Genomic DNA, 20,911 nt, shown 5'->3' with positions numbered 1-20,911 from the left:
GGTGCGGCGTCCGGTGCGGCGTCAACAGGTGATGCGGCCCACCGTCACCCGCCGGAGGGAACCTGCCCCCATGTGTTCTCTTCGAGATTCCGCCGCGATTCGGCCACACCGCAGCCACGAAAAGGCCTCAGACTGGCCGTCGCCGCGTTGTCGTCCGACTCCGGAGAGTAGTTGTGGCACGCCGAGGCACGCAGCATCACTTACGAAGGGTTATGGTGGAAACCCCCCCTCGGGCCGGTCCGTCTCCCCCCCCCACGGACCGGCCCGTTTTTTCTGCGCCCACGGGGCACTCGTCCTCTCTGCGCTCCAGGGGCACTCGTCTGCGGCACTCGTCCACCGCACTCGCTTGCTCTGTGCGCAGGGGGCGCTCATAGGGGGTGGCGCATGGTCCGACACAAAGCGGCGCGGGACGGTATCGATGGGCGGCTCCGCCGCATGCGCGCGACCAGCCGCAGACGGACCCGAACCCGCGACCAGCCGCAGACGGACCCGAACCCGCCCAGAAACCCCGACAACCCCCGCCCGGGGCGCCCCAATCCCGGCCCAGGGTGCCCCAACCCCCCGCACCCCAAAAGGAAACAGCGCGGTACCCTTCGGGTCGCGGGGACCGCATCCGCACAGAGGGGCTGACAATCAAGTGAACCTGCGCGACACACTGCGCGGCCTGCTCGTCAGGCTGTACGCGCGCCGGGTGGAAGGCCACCTGGACCACGCCCAGGTGCCCAAGCACATCGGCGTCGTCATGGACGGCAACCGGCGATGGGCGAAGGCCGCCGGTTCCACCACCGCCCAGGGTCACCGCGCCGGCGCCGACAAGATCGAGGAGTTCCTCGGCTGGTGCTCCGAGACGGACGTCGAGGTCGTCACCCTCTGGCTGTTCTCCACCGACAACTTCGACCGCCCGCAGGAAGAGCTCGTCCCGCTCTTCGGCATCATCGAGGACGTCGTCCGCACCCTCGCCGCCGACGGCCGCTGGCGGGTGCACCACGTCGGCGCGCTCGACATCCTCCCGCAGGGCATGCAGGCGGCCCTCAAGGAGGCCGAGGAGACCACCGCGAAGACCGACGGGATAGTGGTCAACGTCGCCATCGGCTACGGCGGCCGCCAGGAGATCGTCGACTCGGTCCGCTCCATGATCCTGGACGCCGCCGACAAGGACACCTCGATGGAGGAGCTCGCCGAGTCCGTCAGCATCGAGTCGATCGGCCGCCACCTCTACACCGGCGACCAGCCCGACCCGGACCTTGTGATCCGAACGAGTGGTGAACAGCGGTTGTCCGGATTCATGCTGTGGCAGACCGCTCACTCGGAGTATTACTTCTGTGAGGTCTTCTGGCCTGCCTTCCGCAAGGTCGATTTTCTGCGTGCCCTGCGCGACTACGCAGCGCGCCACCGCCGCTACGGAGGCTGACGGGCGGCTGGTGGGCGGCTGACGGAGGCCGCTCCGGAGTCGGCACGTCTACCCGTTTTGGGGCGGACGTAACAAGGAGTTCACCAGCGCGCCGTCATATGCGCCTGCATGGCATCGCACGTTCGAGGGCATAAACCAAACAGGCCGACGCCCGAACCACGGGTGTCGGATCTCAGCGGACGGCACGGGGCCGTCCGCCCGGGAGGCCCTTTGCACCAGCCCGACCGCGCGGTCTCAGCGCGGGCGAAGCAGTGGAGGGCCGGTCCCCGGCCCGTGCATCGCGGCCGACGACCGGTCCAGCTCCACTCCGTCGCTCCCCGACCTCATCCGAGGGGGTACGTCCTTCCGTGGTGACCAGCACAAAGCGCCATAAGCCAGACCGGCGCACATATGTTCTCGACACCAGCGTCCTGCTGGCCGACCCGAACGCCCTGAGCCGCTTCGACGAGCACGAGGTTGTGCTTCCCATCGTCGTGGTGACGGAACTGGAGGCCAAGCGGCACCATCCCGAACTGGGCTATTTCGCCCGACAGGCCCTGCGTCTGCTGGACGAGTTCCGGGTCAGGCACGGTCGCCTCGACTCCCCTCTCCCGATCGGGGACCTGGGCGGGACCGTCCGTGTCGAGCTCAACCACTCGGACCCCAGCGTGCTGCCCAGCGGCTACCGCCTGGGGGACAACGACTCCCGCATCCTCGCGGTCGCCCGCAACCTGCAGGCCGAGGGGTTCGACGTCACAGTCGTGTCGAAGGACCTCCCGCTGAGGATCAAGGCATCCTCGGTCGGACTCCTCGCCGAGGAGTACCGCGCCGAACTCGCCATCACGGACGCCTCCGGCTGGACCGGAATGTCCGAGCTGACCCTGCCCGGCGAGCAGGTGGACATCCTCTTCGAGGAGGGGCACGTCCATGCGCCCGAGGTGGCCGCCATGCCGGTGCACACCGGGCTGATGATCCAGTCGGAGCGCGGTAAGGCTCTCGGCCGGGTCACGCCCGAGGGCGGCATCCGGGTGGTGCGCGGGGATCGCGAGGTGTTCGGCATCAAGGGGCGCAGCGCGGAGCAGCGCATCGCGCTGGACATCCTCCTCGACCCGGACATCGGAATCGTGTCCATGGGCGGCCGGGCCGGCACCGGAAAGTCGGCACTCGCGCTGTGCGCGGGGCTCGAGGCGGTCCTGGAGCGCCGCCAGCACAAGAAGGTGATGGTCTTCCGTCCGCTGTACGCGGTGGGCGGGCAGGAGCTCGGCTATCTGCCGGGCAGCGAGGCCGAGAAGATGGGCCCCTGGGCGCAGGCGGTCTTCGACACACTGTCCGCGGTCACCAGCCGTGAGGTCATCGAAGAGATCACCGCGCGGGGAATGCTCGAAGTCCTTCCGCTCACCCACATCCGCGGCCGCTCCCTGCACGACGCGTTCGTGATCGTGGACGAGGCGCAGTCGCTGGAAAGGAACGTACTGCTGACCGTTCTGTCCAGAATCGGTGCGAACTCGCGGGTCGTTCTGACCCACGACGTGGCGCAGCGGGACAACCTGCGGGTCGGCCGCTACGACGGAGTCGTCGCCGTGGTCGAGAAGCTGAAGGGGCATCCACTCTTCGCGCATGTCACGCTGACGCGGTCCGAGAGGTCCCAGATCGCGGCCCTGGTGACCGAAATGCTCGAAGACGGGCACGTCTGATACGGCTGGCCCACTAGGGGCCGGTTACGCGGCAGTTGGCGCCGTCCGGGAAAAAGCAATGAGCTTACCCGGGCGGCGCCTTCGCGCAAGGAGCTTTCTCGAATTCCCCGGGGGCAAACGGGATGTGAGCTTTCACACGCAACTCAGAATTGCCTTGCGGCGTCGGGTTACGGCAGAGTCTCACTCCTGTCAGGCCCCGCATACGACACACCTGTACCCCCAGCGGTACGGCACCACGGAAGCACCACAGCCAACTCCATAGCGTTGTCGTATGCCGCCCGAGTCATCACACGGCTCTCCCCCCAAGGGAGTTGCTTGCCGGGCCCGCGCCTCCCGTGACCAGGTAGTTGGGAGGACTGTGCCAGGGGCACGATTGCGTCCGCCAGGGTCACCGAAGCGGGCGATGCTGGAAGGAAACCGTGTGAGCCCGATTTCGGTCCGGGGATTCGCAGTGGCCTCGGCCACGGCAGTCACCGCTGTCGGTAGCGTCGTCGGAGTTGCCTCTGGCAGCACCGCGCAGACCAACGACGTGGAGGCTACGGCAGCCGACTCGACGCTCCTCTCGGAGATCCCCGCGGGCCAGTTGGCCCAGGTGCAGACCGAGTCCCTCACGCAGCAGGCCGACACCCAGGCCATCGCCGCGGACGTGAGCGCGAAGAAGGACGCGGAGGAGGCGGCCCGCAAGCAGGCGGCCAAGGACGCCGTCGCGAAGCAGAAGGCCGCCGAGGCGGAAGCGGCGGCGGAGGCGGCGAAAGCTGCGGATGCCAAGGCGCGCAAGGATGCCGCGGAAGCCACCACCCGCTCCGCGCCGCGAGGCCCCATCAGCCTGGCGCCGCAGTCTTCGTACACCGTCGCCGAGGTCCAGGCCCTCGCGCGCTCGATCGTCCCCAGCGGCCAGTTCCAGTGCTTCAGCAACATCGTGGACCACGAGTCCACCTGGAACTACAAGGCGCAGAACCCCTCGTCCGGCGCCTATGGTCTCGTCCAGTCGCTGCCCGGCAACAAGATGGCGTCCGTCGGTGCCGACTGGCAGACCAACCCGGCCACGCAGATCAAGTGGGGCCTCAACTACATGAACGAGCGCTACGGCAGTCCCTGCGACGCCTGGTCGTACTGGCAGGCCAACGGCAACTACTGAGCCCACGCCGCTCAGGCCGCTCAACCTTTCGAAGCCCCTTCCCGTCCTACGGGGAGGGGCTTCAGCCATGTACGGTCTGACCCGGCGACTCCAGGGGGAGTGGTGAGGAGGGACGGGGGAAGAGGACAGATCATGTCGCGAGTGCCAGGGTGGATCGGCCGGCTCGGCGCCGGACTGACCGAGATGGGCGAGCGGTTGGACGAGGCCCGCGCGCAGGCGGAGCGCGAGGACGCGGAGTCCGAGCGTGCTTCGTACGCGGAGTCCGAGCGTGCTTCGTACGCGGACGACGACCCGCCGCCCGACCACGACCACACCTCACCGGCCCCGGACCACCCGGCCGTCGTCAGCACCGCCCGGCAGGATCCCGCGCAGGCCGTGCCGTGGGGAATGCGGGTCGCGGCCGAGGCGGGCTGGCGGCTGCTGGTGCTGGCGGGCACGCTCTGGGTCCTCATGCGGGTCATCAGCGCCGTACAACTGGTGGTACTCGCGTTCGTGGCGGCGCTGCTCATCACGGCGATCCTGCAGCCGATGGTGGCGCGGCTGATGCGGCTCGGCGTTCCGCGCGGGCCGGCCACCGCTCTGACCGTGACCCTCGGGTTCGTCGTCATGGGCCTGATCGGCTGGTTCGTGACCTGGCAGGTCATGGAGAACATCGACAACCTGTCCGGCCAGGTCCAGGACGGCATCGACGAGTTGCGCAAGTGGCTCCTCAACAGCCCCTTCCACGTCACCGACAAGCAGATCAACGACATCGCCGAGAACCTGCGGAACGCGGTCGGCGCGAACACCGACCAGATCACCTCGGCGGGCCTGGAGGGCGTCACGGTCGTCGTCGAGGCACTGGCCGGGATCCTGCTGGCGGCCTTCTCGACGCTGTTCCTCCTCTACGACGGCCGGCGCATCTGGGAGTGGACGCTGAAGCTGGTCCCGGCGGCGGCCCGGCCGGGGGTCGCGGGCGCGGGCCCACGGGCGTGGCGGACCCTGACCGCCTACGTCCGCGGCACGGTCTTGGTGGCGCTGATCGACGCGATCTTCATCGGCCTCGGCATCTACTTCCTGGACGTCCCCATGGCCGTCCCGCTCGCCGTCTTCATCTTCCTGTTCGCCTTCATCCCGCTCGTCGGCGCGGTGGTCTCCGGTGCGCTGGCGGTCGTGGTCGCGTTGGTGACGCAGGGCGTGTTCACGGCGGTCCTGACGCTGGCGGTGGTGTTGGCCGTCCAGCAGATCGAGGGCCACATCCTGCAGCCGTTCATCCTGGGCCGGGCGGTCCGGGTACACCCGCTGGCGGTCGTGCTGTCCGTCGCGGCGGGTGGGATGGTCGCCGGGATCGGCGGTGCGGTGGTGGCGGTCCCGTTGGTGGCGGTGACCAACACGGTGGTGGGGTATCTGCGGTCGTACTCCCAGGAGGCGGCCCTGAAACGGTCACCCCGCCCGCACGGGGCCACGGCGGTGGGGTCGGCCCCGGTGGACCCGCCTCCGGAGCCGTAGCGCACGGGGGCCACGCGTCCCCGCCTGGGAGCCGTAGCGCAAAACGTCGGCCACGCGGCCGACCCCTCGGTATCGCCGCACCCGCCGCCCCCACGTGCGGCCCGGCTCTCCAAGTCCCCTTGCCGCAGCCCGTTCCGCGTCGCCGGGCGGGCTGGGAGAAGCCCCGGGACTGGGCAGAAACAGCCGTCCAAGTTTCGATCAAATGAACGCCGAACACAGGCAGTTGGGTAGCCGTAAGGCTCAACTTCCGCCAGTCGGCGACAGCTCGGAATACGGCGTCCGGAATATGCGCCCGGCCTGATACATCTTCCTCCCTCAGCGCTACGCGTCAGGCGTATGTGCGACACCCGCCGAGGTGAGTGATGTCGGGCTACGAACTGCTCGCACCGGCCCTGGCCGGGTGCGGGCGCGAACGTTTCACGGGAGAACTGCGGATCGCCGGATCCCCCGGCGGCACCGTGCACCTCCGGGACGGACTCGTGGTCGCCGGGGAGTCCCCGGGCGCGCCCGGCCCCGAGGCGTTGCTGCTGCGCTCCGGCCGGGTCAGCGGCGAGCAGTGGGCCGAGCTGGTGCGGGAGTCCGGCGGCGCGCGCTGGCCGGCCACCGGACTGGTCGCGCACGGGTACGCGGGGGCCGCCCAGCTCAAGGTCGTCTGTGTGATGGCGCTGCACGACGCCGCGTTCGCGATCGCCGCGGGCCGGACCGACGGCTGCGAACGCGCCCCGGCCGCCGAGCCGTTCGCCCAGGTAGCCGTGGGAGAGTCGCCCTCCCGGCTGCTGCGGGAGACGGCCCGTCGGCTCGCCGCACTCGCGGCCCTGCCGCACCCCGTGCACCCCGACCGTGAACGACCCGTGCCCGTGTCGCCGTCCGACACCGGCGAGGGCCCCCGCCCGCTCTCCGAGCTCCGGCGCGAGCTCCTCGCCCATGCCGACGGCCGCCGTACCGCACGGGACCTCGCCTTCCGCACCGGACGCGGGGTCTACACCGTCACCGTCGAGGTCGCCCGGATGCTCGCCGAGGGGCTCCTGCGATGCCCCCCGGAGCCGCTGCCGATCCCCGTCCTGCGCACACCCCCCGACAGCGGGGGCGTACGCCCCCGGACCCCCGGGCCGCCCCCCGGGCCGCACCCGTCCCCGCCACCCGCGATTCCCGCCGCCCTGCCCCGCCGTAGACCCGGCGGATTCTTCCGCCTACGGAACGGAATCCCGAAATGAACCAGCCGAACAGAACAATCCGCCCGATGGTCCGCCCGATGGTCCGCCCGCTGAACCAGCCGATGAACCCCACCCGATGAATCACCCGATGAACCAGGGGAGTTGAATACATGGATCACCAAGCCCTCGCACGCGAGATGCGTGGTCTGCGCGAACAGGTCACCGGAATCACCGACACCGCCGTGGCCGCCGCGGACGGGCTGCTGATCGCCGCCGACACCGCCGACTCCATCGACCCGGAGGGACTCGCCGCCCTCGCCGCGGCCGGCGTCGGCCTCGCCCGCCGTACCGCCGAGGCGACCGCCCGGGGCAGCCTGCTCCGCACGGTCACCTACGGCAGCCACGGCTGCGCCGCCTTCTACGCCGTCGGTGCCACCGCGCTGATGGTCGTGCTGGGCGACGAGGGCATCGACGTGGACGACCTGCACCGGGCTGCCCAGCCGGCCCTGCGCCGCATCGGCTCGATACTCACCGACGAAGCAGTCCTCACCGACGAAGCAGTACAGCAAGCAGCCGAAGGAGTCTGAAGGGATGGCGACGAAGCGTATGACCTCCGGTTTCTCCGACCAGGTGATGGGCCTGGTCAAGTCCCTCCGTGCCGACGCCCCCGACTGTGTCGCGGCGGGCCTGGTCGACATGTCGACCGGCATGCTGCTGTCGTACGAGACCGTCGAGACCCATCCGCCCGAGGTCCTGGACCTGCTGGCGGGCGCGACCCTCGACCTGTTCCAGGGCCGTACGGTCGTGATGATCGAGGACGTCTTCAAGGAGCGCCGAGGGATGGTCAGTGACCAGCACTTCTTCCAGGAGATCCTGGTCAACAGCGAGAACCTCACACACCTGTTCGTGCGGATGAACGAGCAGCAGGACGTCGTCGCGGTGGTCGTCTGCCGTAAGTCCGTCAACGTGGGCATGCTGTTCGCCCAGGTCCGGCGGGTGATCAAGGAGTACAGCCTCTGAGAACTCTGAGAACGACAGCGGGCCCCTCCGGGACCGGATCGACCGGTTCGATCGGATCGACCGAGCGACTCAATGACCGAATGACCGGAAGGGCCCACTGCTGCGTCGGCGTTCCTACTCCGTGCGCAGCCCGTCCGGCCGCATCAGCCGCAGCAGCGGCGGCAGGCTGAACAGGGTCACCACCAGGACGACCGCCGCGCCCACGCCGGTCATGGACAGCACGCTCGGCCAGTCCACCCGCACGGTGGTGTCCGTCATCCGCAGCAGCACCGCGCCCAGCGTGAGCCCCACCGCCGACGCCAGCAGCAGACCGAGCGCGATCGGGATCGCCGTCTGCCACAGCACCGACAGGCTCAGCGTGCGCCGCCGGGTGCCGAAGGCGACCAGCGCCGACAACAGCTTCTTGCGCTCGCGCAGTTGCTCCAGCTGCGACACCAGCAGGCTCGCCCCGATCAGCGCCAGCACACACGCGGCGCCGACGAACAGGCCGGTGCGGATGGCGGTGAACCGGTCGGTCTGTTCGACCGACTGCCAGACCATGGGTTCGCTCAGGGGGTCGATGGTCGCCGCCGTGTTGCGGATCAGGTCGTACACGTCCGGCACGGTCTCGTCGACTTTGAGGTACAGCTGGCCGCTCAGGGCCGAAGCGTTCGCGGCCGGCAGTGCCTTCGGGGTGATCAGGAAACCGCCCCGCGCCGACCAGGTCGGATCGTCCGTGCGGCTCTGTGCGTCCCTCATTCCCGACGGGACCACCCACGGGATCTCCGCGCCCTTCGCCCCGCCCTTGTAGGACGGGTCGAAGTACAGCGTGCGGCCCGCCTTCGCCAGCTTCGGGGTGCCGGTGTCGTACTCGGCACCGCGTGCGACGAACACGTCGCCGTCCCGGCACGAGGGCAGGACCGCGACCTCCCGGAGCGCCGCGCAGTCCCCGACGGTCACCTGGGCGTTGAGCTCCGGTGCCGCGCGCCGATCGCCGACCTCCCCCTCGGAGTACGCGTAGACCTGGCGCACGCCCTCGGTCCGGCGGTACTTGTCGGTGGCCCGGCCGAGCGGTATCTCCTTCGGGACCGTCACCTGCAGCTGGGCCCGGCTGACGTCGTGGCCGGTGGCCTTCGTGTAATCGCTCTCCACGCCGGCGAACAGCATCTGCAGCGCGATCGCCCCGGCCACCGCCACCGCGATCCCGTTGACCATGCGGGCGGCCGACCCGCTGCTCAACTGGAGCCTGCGTACGGCCAGTTGCCAGGCCACCCCGCCGCCGCCGAGTCGACCGACGACCGCCTCGACGATCCAGGGCAGCAGCGCGGTCACCCCGATGAGCAGGAGCATGACACCACCGACGACCAGGTACTGGTTGAAGTCGCCGTCGCCCCGGCCCTTCCCGATCATCGGGTAGAGCAGCGCGAGCCCGCCCAGCGGCAGCAGCAGCCGCCACCACAGCCGGCGCCGGGCCGGCTTGGCCGCCCGGACCACGCCGAGCGGCTCGATGACGACTCCGCGCAGGGCGACCAGGGTGACGAGCACCGCGGCCGCCGGCACGGCGAGCCCGACCAGCAGGGCGAGGGCGGGGGAGGGGTTGAGGTAGCTCGGGAACACGCTGATGTCGAACACCTCGACCGCACCCGCGGCCTGACGGCCCATCATGAAGAAGCCCGCGCCGAACACCAGTCCGAGCGCCGCGCCCGCGAGGGCCTCACCGGCGGCGATCCGCCGGGTCGAGCGGCCGTCGGAGCCGACCAGCCTGAGCGCCGCGAGCCGCCGGTCGCGCCGCTCGCCGCCGAAGCGTACGGCCGCTGCGATGAACACGGCGACCGGCATCAGCAGCACCACGAACACGACGAGGATCAGCAGGATGAGCACCGGGTCCGTCTTCTCGGCGGTCGGGTTCACGTCCCCGAACCGGTCGATCCGGGCGACCCGGACGCCGTGGATGCCCTCGGCGGCGAGACCGTGGGCGCCCCGGTAGAAGGCGAGTTCGGCGGAGCCGATCAGCCCGCGCTCGCCGACGGTCCCGACGATCCGGCCCGAGAGCCGCTCCCGCAGCAGCTTTCCGCTGTCCGACTCCAGCAGCTTCTTCAGCGCGGGCGAGACGACCAGTTCACCCAGCCCGGGGAACTTGTCCACGCCGGGCGGCAGCGGCGCCCGCGTCCCCTCGGGCTCCACCTCCCGGCCCCGGATGTCCTTGTCGCGGAAGGTCGTGTCCGTGTTGGCGACGACCAGGGTGTCGTTCGCCTTCGGTATGACCTCATCGCTGTACGTGATGTCCGTGCGGGCGATCTCCCGGTCGTGCCGTGCCGCCAGCGCGTTCGGGATCGCGGTCGTCAGCAGCAGCAGCGCCACCCCGAGCCCGACCCCGACCGCCGTCAGCAGCGCCCGGACCCATCCCTCACGCCCGCCGGCGAAGGCGAACCTGACCCCCATGGCAAGGTCTCGCGACCAGTGCCTCACGTTCATACGACCCGCTCCATGTCCCGGGACTTCCCGTCCCGTACGACGATCTCGCGGTCGGAGTAGGCGGCCACCCGGGCCTCGTGCGTGACCAGCACGACGGCGGCGTTGGTGGACCGGGCCGCCTCGGTGAGCAGCTCCATCACGCGCTCGCCGTTGAGCGAGTCGAGCGCTCCGGTCGGCTCGTCGGCGAACAGCACCCGCGGGCCGGTGACCAGCGACCGGGCCACGGCGACCCGCTGCCCCTGGCCGCCGGACACCTCGCCGGGCCGCTTCTTCCGCAGGTCGTCGACCTCCAGCCGTTCCATCCACGTCAGCGCGGCCCGCTCGGCCTCCTTGCGGGAGGTCCCGTTCAGCCGCAGCGGGAGGGCGACGTTCTCGACGCAGGTCAACTCGGGCACCAGCTGCCCGAACTGGAACACGAACCCGAACTCGGTGCGCCGGAGGGCACTGCGCTGGGCGTCGTCCATGGTGGCCATCTCGCGCCCGTTGTACATGATCGAGCCCGAGTCGGGCGTCACGATCCCGGCGAGACAGTGCAGCAGCGTCGACTTGCCGGACCCGGAGGGGCCCATCACGGCGACGACCTCGCCGGCGTGGATGGAGAACCCGGCGCCGTCGAGCGCGAGGGTCGGGCCGTACACCTTGCGCAGATCGTCGGCCACGAGCAGGGAACCAGCGGGATGCGTCACTCGGCCACCGCCTCGGCGAGCTTGCCGAGCCGCGCGGCCGTCAGTTCCAGCCACCGCAGATCGGCCTCCAGATGGAAGAGCGCGTGGTCGCAGATCAGCTGGTCCGCCAGATCGCCCTTGCGCTTGCGGTCGGTGAGGATCCGCATCATGCGCAGGTGCTCGGCGCGCTGCGTGTCCAGGATGTCGGCCGCGTTCCGCCGGGTCAGCAGCGCGAGGACGACCTTGGTGTACAGCGTCGACTGCAGATACGGCTCGGGCTTCTCCGGCGTCGCGAGCCACCGCTGTACGTCGGTGATCCCGGCCTCGGTGATCGCGTACCGCTTGCGCTCCGGCCCGTCGCCGGGCTCCATGCCGTCGACCTCGACGAGGCCGTTCTTCAGGAGCCGGGACATCGTCGAGTAGACCTGGCCGTAGTGCAGCGGCCGGTCGTGACCGAACTTCTCGTCGAAGGCCCGTTTCAGGTCGTAACCGTGACGCGGGCCGGACTCCAGGAGTCCCAGGAGAGTGTGACCAATGGACATGGAGAGGAATGTACACACCGTGTATACCCCGCATGTATACGTCGAGTGTTCAGACGATGGCGGGGCGTGCGGCCCTCCAGGTGGGAGCCCATTGTCACGGTTCCGCGACAGGCCCGGAATCCTTGGGCGGCCGACCGCGACGCGGGATCGCTCCGGCATCGCCGGGCAGGCGACCGGCGTCCGCGAGTGCCTTGCGCAACAGGAACTCGATCTGCGCGTTGGCCGAGCGCAGCTCGCTCCCGGCCCACCGTGCCAGCGCCTCGTACACCAACGGGTCCAGCCGCAGCAGCACCTGCTTGCGCTGCTGCGGCCGCCTCCGGGGCGTGGGCCCCTCGGGGGACGCGGTCACTGGTAGAGGGTCCCCGTGTTCAGCACCGGCTGCGGGGCGCGGTCGCCGCACAGCACCACCATCAGGTTGGACACCATCGCCGCCTTCCGCTCCTCGTCCAGTTGGACGATGTCCTGCTCGGTGATCCGGGCCAGCGCCGCCTCGACCATCCCCACCGCGCCTTCCACGATCTCCCGCCGGGCCGCGACGACCGCGCCGGCCTGCTGCCGCTGGAGCATCGCCGAGGCGATCTCGGGCGCGTACGCGAGGTGCGTGAAGCGCGACTCGATGATCTGCACGCCGGCCGCCTCCACGCGCGCGTGCAGCTCGACGGCGAGCTTCTCGGTGATGTCCTCGGCGTTGCCGCGCAGCGAGAGCCCGTCCTCGTCATGGGCGTCGTACGGGTACTCGATGGCGATGTGCCGCAGGGCCGTCTCGGTCTGGGTGGCGACGAACTCCAGGAAGTCGTCCACCTCGAAGGTGGCCTGGGCGGTGTCCGCCACCTTCCACACCACGACCGCGGCCAGCTCGATCGGGTTCCCGTAGGCGTCGTTGACCTTGAGGACCGGGGTCTCGTGGTTGCGGACCCGGGTCGAGATCTTCTCTCGGGAGGTGAGCGGGTTCACCCAGCGCAGCCCGTCCTCGCGGATCGTCCCCCGGTAGCGCCCGAAGAGCTGGACGACCCGGGCCTCGCCCGGCGCCACCGTGTTCAGGCCGCACATCGCGGTGAACGCGGCCAGGCCGATCAGGATGCCGCCGACGATCAGGACCGCCTTGACGCCGGTCGCCGCGACCGTGGTGGCGGTCACCACCATGCCGACGCCGAGCAGCAGCCCGACCAGGCCCAGCAGCAGCGCGAGCCCGCCGCCGATGTTGTGCGCGGGGAACTCCCGCACGCGGGGCGCGGGCATGGTGGGTATGTCGGCGGTCTCGGTGGTCGCGGTGGTCTCGGTTGTCTCGGTGGTCAGTGTGGAGTCGTGCGTGGACATGGATATCCCCCGTTTCTCGTACGTTCGTTCGTGTACGAACAGCGTGCATCCTTTATCTAAGTGATATCACTTTACCCCGTCACGGCAACCCTCACCCGCTCTCGCGCGTCGGTTCCACCAGGACGGGTGCTGATTGTCACGTCCGTAAAAGGCGGGATCGGGAGCACTTTGTCATACCAGGCGGTGTTAGTTTTCGGAGCTGATCCGAGCCGGCCATCGGCGTGACAGCAGAGAAGGAAGCGGAGCGAGCGGACTCATGGGACGAGCGGAAGAGAGACGAGCGCGACAGCGCGGCGGCCACCGCACGGAGCCCACAGGCTCGTCCGCGACACCGGCCACGGGCGTCGGCGGCGGCCGGGCGGCGGCCCGCCGGGCGGCCACCGGCAAGCGCGCGCAGACCGGCACCGGGAAGAGCGGCCTGCGCAGGCTGTTCACCTGGAAGAAGATCATCGGCACCTTCTTCGGCCTCTGCCTGCTCGGCATCGGCGCCTTCGCCGTGCTGTACATCATGGTGTCCGTCCCCGACGGCAACGCGGCGGCGCAGGCCGCGCTGCGCCAGAGCAACGTCTACAAGTACAGCGACGGCACCGTCCTCGCCCGTGACGGCAAGGTCAACCGCGAGATCGTGGACCTGTCCAAGGTGCCCAAGGGTGTCCAGCACACCTTTGTCGCCGCCGAGAACAAGACCTTCTACCACGACTCCGGCATCGACCTCAGGGGCACGGCCCGCGGTCTGTACAACACCGCCAGGGGCCGGGGCGCGCAGGGCGGTTCGACGATCACCCAGCAGTACGTCAAGAACTACTACCTCAGCCAGGAGCAGACGGTCACCCGCAAGCTCAAGGAGATGGTCATCTCCCTGAAGGTGGACCGCCAGATGTCCAAGGACGACATCCTCGCCGGCTACATCAACACCAGCTACTACGGCCGCAACGCCTACGGCATCCAGGCCGCCGCCCAGGCCTACTACCGCGTCGATGCCGAGAAGCTCACGGTGGAGCAGGGCGCCTACCTCGCGGCCCTTCTGCAGGCGCCGAGCCAGTACGACTGGGCGGTCGCGTCCGACACCGGCAAGCGGCTGGTGAAGGCCCGCTGGAACTACGTCCTGGACAACATGGTCGAGGAGAACTGGCTGGACAAGGGCAAGCGCGGCGCCATGAGGTTCCCGGAGCCGAAGGATCCCAAGCCGGTCGCGGGCCTGGAGGGGCAGAAGGGGTATCTGGTCGCGCTCGCCAACCAACAGCTCGAGCAGCAGCTGATGGGGCAGGAGGGCATCTCCCTGTCCGAGGCGCAGGCCAAGGTCGAGAACCAGGGCTGGACCATCACCCTGAACATCGACAAGAAGAAGCAGGCCCAGCTGGAGAAGTCCGTCAAGTCCCGGCTGACCAGCAAGCTGGACCCGAAGAAGCGGAAGGTCGACAAGAACATCCAGGCCGGCGCGGTCTCGGTCGCCCCCAAGACGGGCGCGGTCGTCGCGCTGTACGGCGGTGTGGACTACTTCAAGCACTACACCAGCAACGCGACCCGCACGGACTACCAGCCCGCGTCGACGTTCAAGCCGGTGATCCTCGCCGCCGCCCTGGAGGAGAAGGCCACCACCCAGGACGACAAGCCGATCAACGCGAACACGGTCTACGACGGCACCAGCAAGCGCCCGGTCAAGGGCAGCGACATCGGCTTCGCGCCGGAGAACGAGGACGACCGCGACTACGGCGACGTCACCGTGCAGACGGCGATGAACAAGTCCATCAACTCCGTCTTCGCGCAGCTGGGCGTGGACGTCGGCATGGACAACGTGCTGAAGGTGGCCGACCAGCTCGGCATGGACACCGCCGGCATGAAGCCGGTACCCGCGCTGACCCTCGGCACCATGGGCGCGAGCCCGCTGCAGATGGCCGGCGTCTACGCCACCCTCGACAACCACGGCAAGCAGGTCACGCCGACCATCGTCAAGGCGGCCGAGCACTCCAACCGCTCGGTGCAGATACCCGACCCGATCGGTGACCAGATCCTCAGCCGGGGGACCGCCGACACGGTCACCTCGGTGCTGACCGGTGTGGTCGACGACGGTACGGCCCGCACCTCCGTGCGCGACAACTCCGCGCGCGACGGCCAGCAGGTCGCCGGCAAGACCGGTACCTCCGACGACAACAAGTCGGCCTGGTTCACCGGATACACGCCGGACCTGGTCACCTCCGTCGGTCTTTTCGGCGAGGACGAGAAGACCCGCGCACATGCCAAGATGTACGGCGCGGGCGGCGAGGACCGCGTCAACGGCGGCGGTTTCCCGGCGAAGATCTGGGCGGCGTACACCTTCGGCGCCTCGGCCCGCAACGGCAAGTTCGACCTGGACACCGACCAGGGCGCGGCGGTCAAACCGACCAGGACGCCGGCTCCGTCCGTGCCCCCGACCCGGACCCAGACCCCGTCGGAGGAGCCGTCCACGGAGCCCCCGCCGTCGAAGCCGACGACGTCCTCGGCGCCCCCGTCCTCCGAGCCCCCCGTGTCGGAGTCCCCCACGAACTCCCCGAGCATCACCCCACCGAGCACTCCGGTGACGTCCCCTCCGGCGTCGAGCGGCACCCCGTCCGACGAGCCACTGGACCCGCTTGACGGTCAGTAGCCGGTCCCCGCGGGTCGGCAGCCGATGAAGAGGAACCTGAGTTCCCGATGACGTCGCTCGGTCCGGCGGTACTGATCGCCCTCGTGCGAAGGAAGGACCGGCCTGGCCGGAAGGCGACGACGGGACGCTCTACGTCCGATTCAGCTCGAACCAGACAACCTTCCCGGTACTCAGCCGAGTCGCGCCCCACCGCCTGGCCAGCCTGTTCACGAGGTACAAGCCACGCCCGCCCTCGTCCGTGGCGCGCGCCTGCCGCAGCCGCGGCAGTTGCGGCACATCGTCGCCCACCTCGCAGCGCAGCACGTCCGTGCGCAGCAGCCGTAGCGTGATGGGCCGGGTCGCATACCGCACCGCGTTGGTCACGACCTCGCTGACCAGCAGCTCCATCGAGTCGCTGAGCTCCTCCAGGCCCCAGCGGGACAGCGCCTGGCGGGCCAGCCGACGGGCCCGGCCGGGGGCCATCTCCTCCGGCTCCAGGTACCAGTACGCCACGTCGCTCGGCGCGATCCCGTCGAAGCGGGCGGCGAGCAGCGCGATGTCGTCGTCCCGGTCGCCCGGGCCGAGCATGTCCAGCACCTCGTCACACAGGGCCTCGAGCGGCGGCGGATGGTCGGGCCCGGTCAGCTGCGCGGTCGCGGCGAGCTTCTCGCGCAGCTGCTCTATGCCGGTCCACACGTCCCGCAGGCGCGACTCCACGAGCCCGTCCGTGTAGAGGAGCAGGGTCGCTCCGGCGGGCGCGTCCAGCTCCACGGCCTCGAAGTCGACACCGCCCACCCCGATCGGCGCCCCCGGCGGCACCCGAAGCACCTCGGCCCGGCCGCCCAGGTGCAGCAGGACCGGTGGGGGATGGCCGGCGTTGGCGACGGTGATCCGGTGCGCCACCGGGTCGTAGACGGCGTACAGACAGGTAGCCATGCGGTCGGTGCCCAGGCGCTGCGCCTGTTCGTCGAGGTGGTGCAGGACCTCCTGCGGAGGCAGGTCGAGCCCGGCGAGCGTCAGGGCCGTCGTCCGCAGCTGGCCCATGATGGCCGCGCTGGTCATGGAGTGACCCATGACGTCACCGACCACCAGCGCGACCCGGCTGCCGGGCAGCGGGATCGCGTCGTACCAGTCGCCGCCGACCCGCGCGGTCTCGGCGGCGGGCAGATAGCGGGACGCCAGCCGCACACCCGTGGGCCGCGGCAGCGTCTCGGGCAGCATGGCGCGCTGGAGTTCGTCGGCGATGTACGCCTCACGGCCGTACAGCACCGCCTTGTCGATGCCGAGCGCGCTGTGCGTGGCGAGCTGGGCCGCGACCAGCAGGTCGTCGGGGTCGAAGGGGATCCGGTCCGGGCGGCGCAGGAACAGCGCGGCGCCGATCACCCGGCGTCGGCCGCGCAGCGGGGCGAGGATCGCTCGCTGTCCGCTGGATACGACGAACTCGCTGTTGTCACCGAGAAGTTCGGGCAGGGCGGCGCGGGCGGCGGGGGTGTCCGTGAAGACGGGGCGCACCCCGCGCAGCACCTCGGCGAGCGCGCTTCCTGGCTGCACCTCACACAGTTCGGTGCCGATCGTGCCCAGTTCGGACGGATCCGGCACGGGCACCGGCAGGATCCCGTCCTCCAGGTCCCGTTCCTGCGGAATCCGGTCGGTCCGGCGCAGTCGCAGCACCAGCGGTCCGACGGGGCGCTCGTCGCCCACCGGCAGCGGGTCGCGCAGATAGACGAGGATCGCGTCCGAGAACGTCGGCACGGTCGCCCGGCACAGCCCCATCACGATCTCGTCGAGGTCGAGGCCGCGGGCGATCCGCCGGGTCGCGGCGCCCACGAAACGCAGCCGGTCCCCGTCCCGCCGCATCGGCGTGGGCCGGCCGGGCGCCAGACCCCGCCCGGACCGGCGCTCCTGGCCACCGTCCGACCCGTCGACGGGCTCGGCCCCCGGCTGGACCGGGATGCCCTCCGGAACGGGCCGCGGGCGGTGTGTGTCGGGCTCGGCGGAGGCGGGCTGGGAGTGCTCGGGGCCGGGGCCCGCGGGGTTGTTGTCCATGCCGCTCGATGTCGTCGTGCCGGGCGTGGGCGTCGTCGTACCGGATCCGGCGGGCGGTGTCTCGCCGGCCCGGGCCTGTACCGGTAAAGCGCCGGCGCCGGGCGCGTACGACGGCGTGTCCGTGTCGTCCGCGCCGTGCGGGTGGGACGGCGTCGAGGCACGCAGGAGCGCCCCGCGGCCGTCCGCAGGGTCGATGCCCGCCTGGGGGGGTTCGAAGGTCGGCTGCTCCGTCACGCGTGTCGAATCCGTCCGTCAGAGCCGGTGCGCCGTGTGCGCAGTTGGTCCCGCCGAGAACCCGATACCCGGAATACATGCCCCAGGAACGGATTTCCCGCGTGGTCAGAGGCTGTTCCTGTGGCACCGGACCGTACTCGGCCTTCACCGGTGTTGCGCTCGTACCCCTCGCTCACGTCCTGCCGCCCCTCGATGACGATCGGTCAAACTCAGCGCGGTCCCTGATAGTTGCCACTGCGCGCCCTTGCGGAGGACGATCCTACGTTTCTTGCCCCGGGGCGCATCAAGGGTCTCACGAGCCCAAATGCGCGGGTGTTCGATCCCAGTCCGGCGGCAGGGACGGGACGGACCAGGACGGATCGGGCCGCCAGTGCTGCCAGCCGTCGGAGAACGGCGGCCCCCAGGCGCGGATCACCTCCACCGCCGAGTGGCCGGCTTCCCGTACCTTCTGCGCGAGGCGGGCGTCCATCAACCCGTCCCGCTGGGCCTGCGCGAACTCGTCCTCGTCCCGCCACTGCCACCTGCGGTCCGGCTCCACGGTGATGTCGAGGAAGTGGTCCTCGGAGTCGACCCCGCCGGCCCAGCGCGCCAGCGGCTCCTCCAGGTTCACGTACCAGTTCTTGAACTGCCAGCCCGGCTCCCAGAACAGCCACACCGACCAGGGCTCACCGGGCCGCGCCAGCTTCAGCACCCCCGTCCCGAACCAGCGGCCGCGGGTCACGGCCCGCGGCTTGGTGTAGCGGGTCTGCAGCGGCTCGACGTGCACGGGCGTGCCGTCCGCGAGCACCGGCTTCACACACTCGGTGCCCGGCGCCATCCACGTGGCGAGCAGCTCGCTGTCGTCGCGTACGACGGTCACCGGGCGCGCGATGTGGAAGCGCGCGCCGCCGTTCTCCCGGTAACGCCACAGGATCTGACTCCCGGGCGCCCAGAACACCGCCGGCCCGCCCGCGTCCACTTCGGCTCTCACCGCTCCACCGTCTGCCATGCACAGATATTAGGTGCCATGGGCATACGACGCTGCGGTGCGCGTCACGGTTCGCGCGCCTGGCGGGAAGGGTTCGCGCGCCGGGCGGAAATTTGTTCGCGAGTGGTTACGGGTGTGTCATCCGCAGGACATCCAGCGCCTCGTCGAGCTGCTGTTCGGTGAGGTCGCCGCGCTCGACGTACCCGCGCTCGACGACGACCTGACGGATGGTCTTCCGCTCGGCCAGCGCCTTCTTGGCGACCTTGGCGGCCTCCTCGTACCCGATGTACTTGTTGAGCGGCGTCACGACGGACGGCGACGACTCGGCGTACTCCCGGGCCCGCTCCCGGTGGGCGACGATCCCGTCGACGGTCCGGTCGGCGAGCAGCCGGGAGACGTTGGCGAGCAGCCGGACGGACTCCAGCACGTTCTTGGCGATGACCGGCAGCATCACGTTGAGCTCGAAGTTGCCGGCGGCGCCCGCGGTGGCGACGGTCGCGTCGTTGCCGATCACCTGCGCGGCGACCATCAGCACGGCCTCGGGAATGACCGGATTGACCTTGCCCGGCATGATCGACGACCCGGGCTGGAGGTCGGGAAGGCTGATCTCGGCGAGCCCGGTCCGGGGGCCGGAGGACATCCACCGCAGATCGTTCGCGATCTTCGTCAGTCCGACGGCGATGGTCCGCAGCTGCCCGCTGGTCTCCACGATCCCGTCCCGCGCGCCCTGCGCCTCGAAGTGGTCGCGGGCCTCCGTGAGCGGCAGCCCGGTGGTCCGGGCGACCTCCTCGATGACGGCGGCGGAGAAACCGGGCGGCGTGTTGATGCCGGTGCCGACGGCCGTCCCCCCGAGGGGCAGCTCGGCGAGCCGGGGGAGGGAGGCGTTCAGCCGCTCGACGCCGTACCGGATCTGCGCCGCGTACCCACCGAACTCCTGCCCCAGGGTGACCGGGGTGGCGTCCATGAGGTGGGTGCGCCCCGACTTCACGACGTCGGCGAACTCCTCGGACTTGCGCTCCAGCGAGCCGGCGAGGTGATCAAGGGCGGGGATGAGGTCCCTGGTCACCGCGGCGGTGGCCGCGATGTGGATCGAGGAGGGGAAGACGTCGTTGGACGACTGCGAGGCGTTGACGTGGTCGTTGGGGTGCACGGCCCGGCCCAGCCGCTCGCCGGCGAGGGTGGCGATGACCTCGTTGGTGTTCATGTTGGACGAGGTCCCGGACCCGGTCTGGAACACGTCGACCGGGAAGTGCTCGTCCCACCGGCCCTCGGCGACCTCTCCGGCCGCCTCCTGCACGGCCTCGGACACGTCCTTGTCGAGCACCCCGAGCGCGGCGTTCACCTTCGCCGCGGCCGCCTTGATCCGGGCGAGCGCCTCGATGTGGGCGCGTTCCAGACGCTGCCCGGAGATGGGGAAGTTCTCCACGGCCCGTTGCGTCTGGGCCCGCCACTTCGCGTCCGCCGGGACGCGTACCTCGCCCATGGAGTCGTGCTCGATGCGGTATTCGCTCATGCCCTGTACAGCGAACGGGACGCCGGGGATGTTCCGGACGCTCGGCCGCCCGTGTCCCGACCGCCGTGTGACTCAGGTCTCACAGCCGCCGTGCAGCAGAACGCCTGGCGTCCGCGTCGAGGAGGGGTGACAGGAAGGGAGGAGCGTGTGGAGACGGACTTCGACGGATTCGTCGCCGCCCGGTCGGCTGCGCTGTTCCGGGGTGCGCTGATCCTCACGGGGAGCCGCGACGCCGCTGAGGACCTGGTCCAGGAGACCCTGGAGCGGGCCTGCCGCAAGTGGCGCACGATCTCCGGCAAGGACGCCCCGGACGCCTACGTTCGGCGGATCATGGTGAACCTGGCCAACGACCGCTGGCGTCGCTTCCGCCGTACGGTTTCGCAGGCGGACACTCCCGACCGGGCCGCCCCCGGCGACCAGTACGGACAGGTCGACAGCAGGGACCAGTTGGTGCGCGCGCTGCAGCAACTGCCCATGCGGATGCGGACGGTCGTGGTGCTGCGGTACTTCCACGAGCTCTCCGACGGCGAGATAGCGGCCGACCTGGAGATCTCGGCGAGCACCGTGCGCTCCCAGCTCGCCCGGGGGATCGAGAAGCTCAGAAGCGAGTTCCCCGCACTCTCCGACCCTTCACCACGGCAGCACGCGGAAGGAATCCGATGACCTCGTACGGCGACGCACCGGCTT

At 70.2% G+C, this 20,911-nt stretch carries 17 protein-coding genes; 9 read left to right on the top strand and 8 right to left on the bottom strand.

Annotated elements, in window-relative coordinates; genetic code table 11:
- Positions 1-637: 637 nt before the first annotated feature.
- The 7 genes from M2271_RS12945 (at position 638) to M2271_RS12915 (ending at position 7,884) form a co-directional block, all read left to right on the top strand.
- Positions 638-1,411 (top strand): isoprenyl transferase, encoded by a 774-nt coding sequence (locus tag M2271_RS12945; RefSeq protein ID WP_280887313.1) that lies wholly within the window; start codon positions 638-640, stop codon positions 1,409-1,411.
- A 347-nt stretch (positions 1,412-1,758) separates the two neighbouring features.
- On the top strand, positions 1,759-3,084 hold the full coding sequence (locus M2271_RS12940; RefSeq protein WP_280887312.1) for a PhoH family protein: 1,326 nt from the start codon (positions 1,759-1,761) through the stop codon (positions 3,082-3,084).
- A gap of 421 nt (positions 3,085-3,505) precedes the next feature.
- Complete coding sequence (locus M2271_RS12935) at positions 3,506-4,222, top strand: transglycosylase SLT domain-containing protein (protein WP_280887311.1); 717 nt, start codon at positions 3,506-3,508, stop codon at positions 4,220-4,222.
- A 132-nt stretch (positions 4,223-4,354) separates the two neighbouring features.
- Positions 4,355-5,710, top strand: a complete 1,356-nt coding sequence (locus M2271_RS12930; protein ID WP_280887310.1) for an AI-2E family transporter — start codon at positions 4,355-4,357, stop codon at positions 5,708-5,710.
- Between the two features lie 362 nt (positions 5,711-6,072).
- On the top strand, positions 6,073-6,924 hold the full coding sequence (locus tag M2271_RS12925; RefSeq protein ID WP_280887309.1) for a MarR family transcriptional regulator: 852 nt from the start codon (positions 6,073-6,075) through the stop codon (positions 6,922-6,924).
- Between the two features lie 110 nt (positions 6,925-7,034).
- The gene (locus M2271_RS12920) at positions 7,035-7,451 is read left to right on the top strand and encodes a roadblock/LC7 domain-containing protein (protein WP_280887308.1); all 417 of its coding nucleotides are present in this window, start codon (positions 7,035-7,037) and stop codon (positions 7,449-7,451) included.
- A 4-nt stretch (positions 7,452-7,455) separates the two neighbouring features.
- Positions 7,456-7,884, top strand: coding sequence for a hypothetical protein (locus M2271_RS12915; protein ID WP_280887307.1), 429 nt, complete (start codon positions 7,456-7,458; stop codon positions 7,882-7,884).
- Between the two features lie 114 nt (positions 7,885-7,998).
- On the opposite strand, the gene M2271_RS12910 is transcribed toward M2271_RS12915, so the two are convergent.
- The 5 genes from M2271_RS12910 to M2271_RS12890 form a co-directional block, all read right to left on the bottom strand.
- Positions 7,999-10,338 carry an FtsX-like permease family protein gene (locus M2271_RS12910; protein WP_280887306.1) on the bottom strand — a complete coding sequence of 780 codons (2,340 nt, stop codon included), beginning with the start codon at positions 10,336-10,338 and terminating at the stop codon, positions 7,999-8,001.
- The gene (locus M2271_RS12905) at positions 10,335-11,024 is read right to left on the bottom strand and encodes an ABC transporter ATP-binding protein (protein ID WP_280887305.1); all 690 of its coding nucleotides are present in this window, start codon (positions 11,022-11,024) and stop codon (positions 10,335-10,337) included. The genes M2271_RS12910 and M2271_RS12905 overlap by 4 nt, the downstream gene beginning before the upstream one ends.
- Positions 11,021-11,545: a PadR family transcriptional regulator gene (locus M2271_RS12900; RefSeq protein ID WP_280887304.1), complete on the bottom strand. Its 525-nt coding sequence runs from the start codon at positions 11,543-11,545 to the stop codon at positions 11,021-11,023. The genes M2271_RS12905 and M2271_RS12900 overlap by 4 nt, the downstream gene beginning before the upstream one ends.
- 94 nt (positions 11,546-11,639) lie before the next feature.
- Positions 11,640-11,894, bottom strand: coding sequence for a hypothetical protein (locus tag M2271_RS12895; RefSeq protein WP_280887303.1), 255 nt, complete (start codon positions 11,892-11,894; stop codon positions 11,640-11,642).
- A complete protein-coding gene (locus M2271_RS12890; protein ID WP_280887302.1) occupies positions 11,891-12,862 on the bottom strand; it encodes an SPFH domain-containing protein in 972 nt (323 codons plus the stop codon). Before M2271_RS12890 ends, M2271_RS12895 begins: the two co-directional genes overlap by 4 nt.
- A 256-nt stretch (positions 12,863-13,118) precedes the next feature.
- Between M2271_RS12890 and M2271_RS12885 the strand changes: the two genes are divergently transcribed.
- The gene (locus tag M2271_RS12885; protein WP_280887301.1) at positions 13,119-15,485 is read left to right on the top strand and encodes a transglycosylase domain-containing protein; all 2,367 of its coding nucleotides are present in this window, start codon (positions 13,119-13,121) and stop codon (positions 15,483-15,485) included.
- A 129-nt stretch (positions 15,486-15,614) separates the two neighbouring features.
- On the opposite strand, the gene M2271_RS12880 is transcribed toward M2271_RS12885, so the two are convergent.
- The 3 genes from M2271_RS12880 to M2271_RS12870 form a co-directional block, all read right to left on the bottom strand.
- On the bottom strand, positions 15,615-17,744 hold the full coding sequence (locus tag M2271_RS12880; protein ID WP_280887300.1) for a SpoIIE family protein phosphatase: 2,130 nt from the start codon (positions 17,742-17,744) through the stop codon (positions 15,615-15,617).
- Positions 17,745-18,036: 292 nt separating this feature from the next.
- Positions 18,037-18,732 carry a DUF402 domain-containing protein gene (locus M2271_RS12875; RefSeq protein ID WP_280887299.1) on the bottom strand — a complete coding sequence of 232 codons (696 nt, stop codon included), beginning with the start codon at positions 18,730-18,732 and terminating at the stop codon, positions 18,037-18,039.
- Positions 18,733-18,838: 106 nt separating this feature from the next.
- Positions 18,839-20,224: a class II fumarate hydratase gene (locus tag M2271_RS12870; protein ID WP_280887298.1), complete on the bottom strand. Its 1,386-nt coding sequence runs from the start codon at positions 20,222-20,224 to the stop codon at positions 18,839-18,841.
- 147 nt (positions 20,225-20,371) lie between these two features.
- Here M2271_RS12870 and M2271_RS12865 point away from each other — a divergent pair, with 147 nt between their 5' ends.
- Entirely contained in the window at positions 20,372-20,887 is a 516-nt protein-coding gene (locus M2271_RS12865; protein WP_280887297.1) for a SigE family RNA polymerase sigma factor, read from the top strand.
- Positions 20,888-20,911: the final 24 nt, after the last annotated feature.

The organism is Streptomyces sp. LBL, from assembly GCF_029893585.1.
GTDB lineage: Bacteria > Actinomycetota > Actinomycetes > Streptomycetales > Streptomycetaceae > Streptomyces.
The sequence above is the reverse complement of the archived record's forward strand: the minus strand, read 5'-3'. Positions and strand labels throughout refer to the sequence as shown.

What these genes read in the sequence shown, in the direction of transcription:
- M2271_RS12930 (WP_280887310.1), top strand. Translation starts at nt 4,355, where the DNA reads ATGTCGCGAGTGCCAGGGTGGATCGGCCGGCTCGGCGCCGGACTGACC.
- M2271_RS12925 (WP_280887309.1), top strand. Translation starts at nt 6,073, where the DNA reads ATGTCGGGCTACGAACTGCTCGCACCGGCCCTGGCCGGGTGCGGGCGC.
- M2271_RS12920 (WP_280887308.1), top strand. Translation starts at nt 7,035, where the DNA reads ATGGATCACCAAGCCCTCGCACGCGAGATGCGTGGTCTGCGCGAACAG.
- M2271_RS12915 (WP_280887307.1), top strand. Translation starts at nt 7,456, where the DNA reads ATGGCGACGAAGCGTATGACCTCCGGTTTCTCCGACCAGGTGATGGGC.
- M2271_RS12910 (WP_280887306.1), bottom strand. Translation starts at nt 10,338, where the DNA reads ATGAACGTGAGGCACTGGTCGCGAGACCTTGCCATGGGGGTCAGGTTC.
- M2271_RS12900 (WP_280887304.1), bottom strand. Translation starts at nt 11,545, where the DNA reads ATGTCCATTGGTCACACTCTCCTGGGACTCCTGGAGTCCGGCCCGCGT.
- M2271_RS12890 (WP_280887302.1), bottom strand. Translation starts at nt 12,862, where the DNA reads ATGTCCACGCACGACTCCACACTGACCACCGAGACAACCGAGACCACC.
- M2271_RS12885 (WP_280887301.1), top strand. Translation starts at nt 13,119, where the DNA reads ATGGGACGAGCGGAAGAGAGACGAGCGCGACAGCGCGGCGGCCACCGC.
- M2271_RS12875 (WP_280887299.1), bottom strand. Translation starts at nt 18,732, where the DNA reads ATGGCAGACGGTGGAGCGGTGAGAGCCGAAGTGGACGCGGGCGGGCCG.
- M2271_RS12870 (WP_280887298.1), bottom strand. Translation starts at nt 20,224, where the DNA reads ATGAGCGAATACCGCATCGAGCACGACTCCATGGGCGAGGTACGCGTC.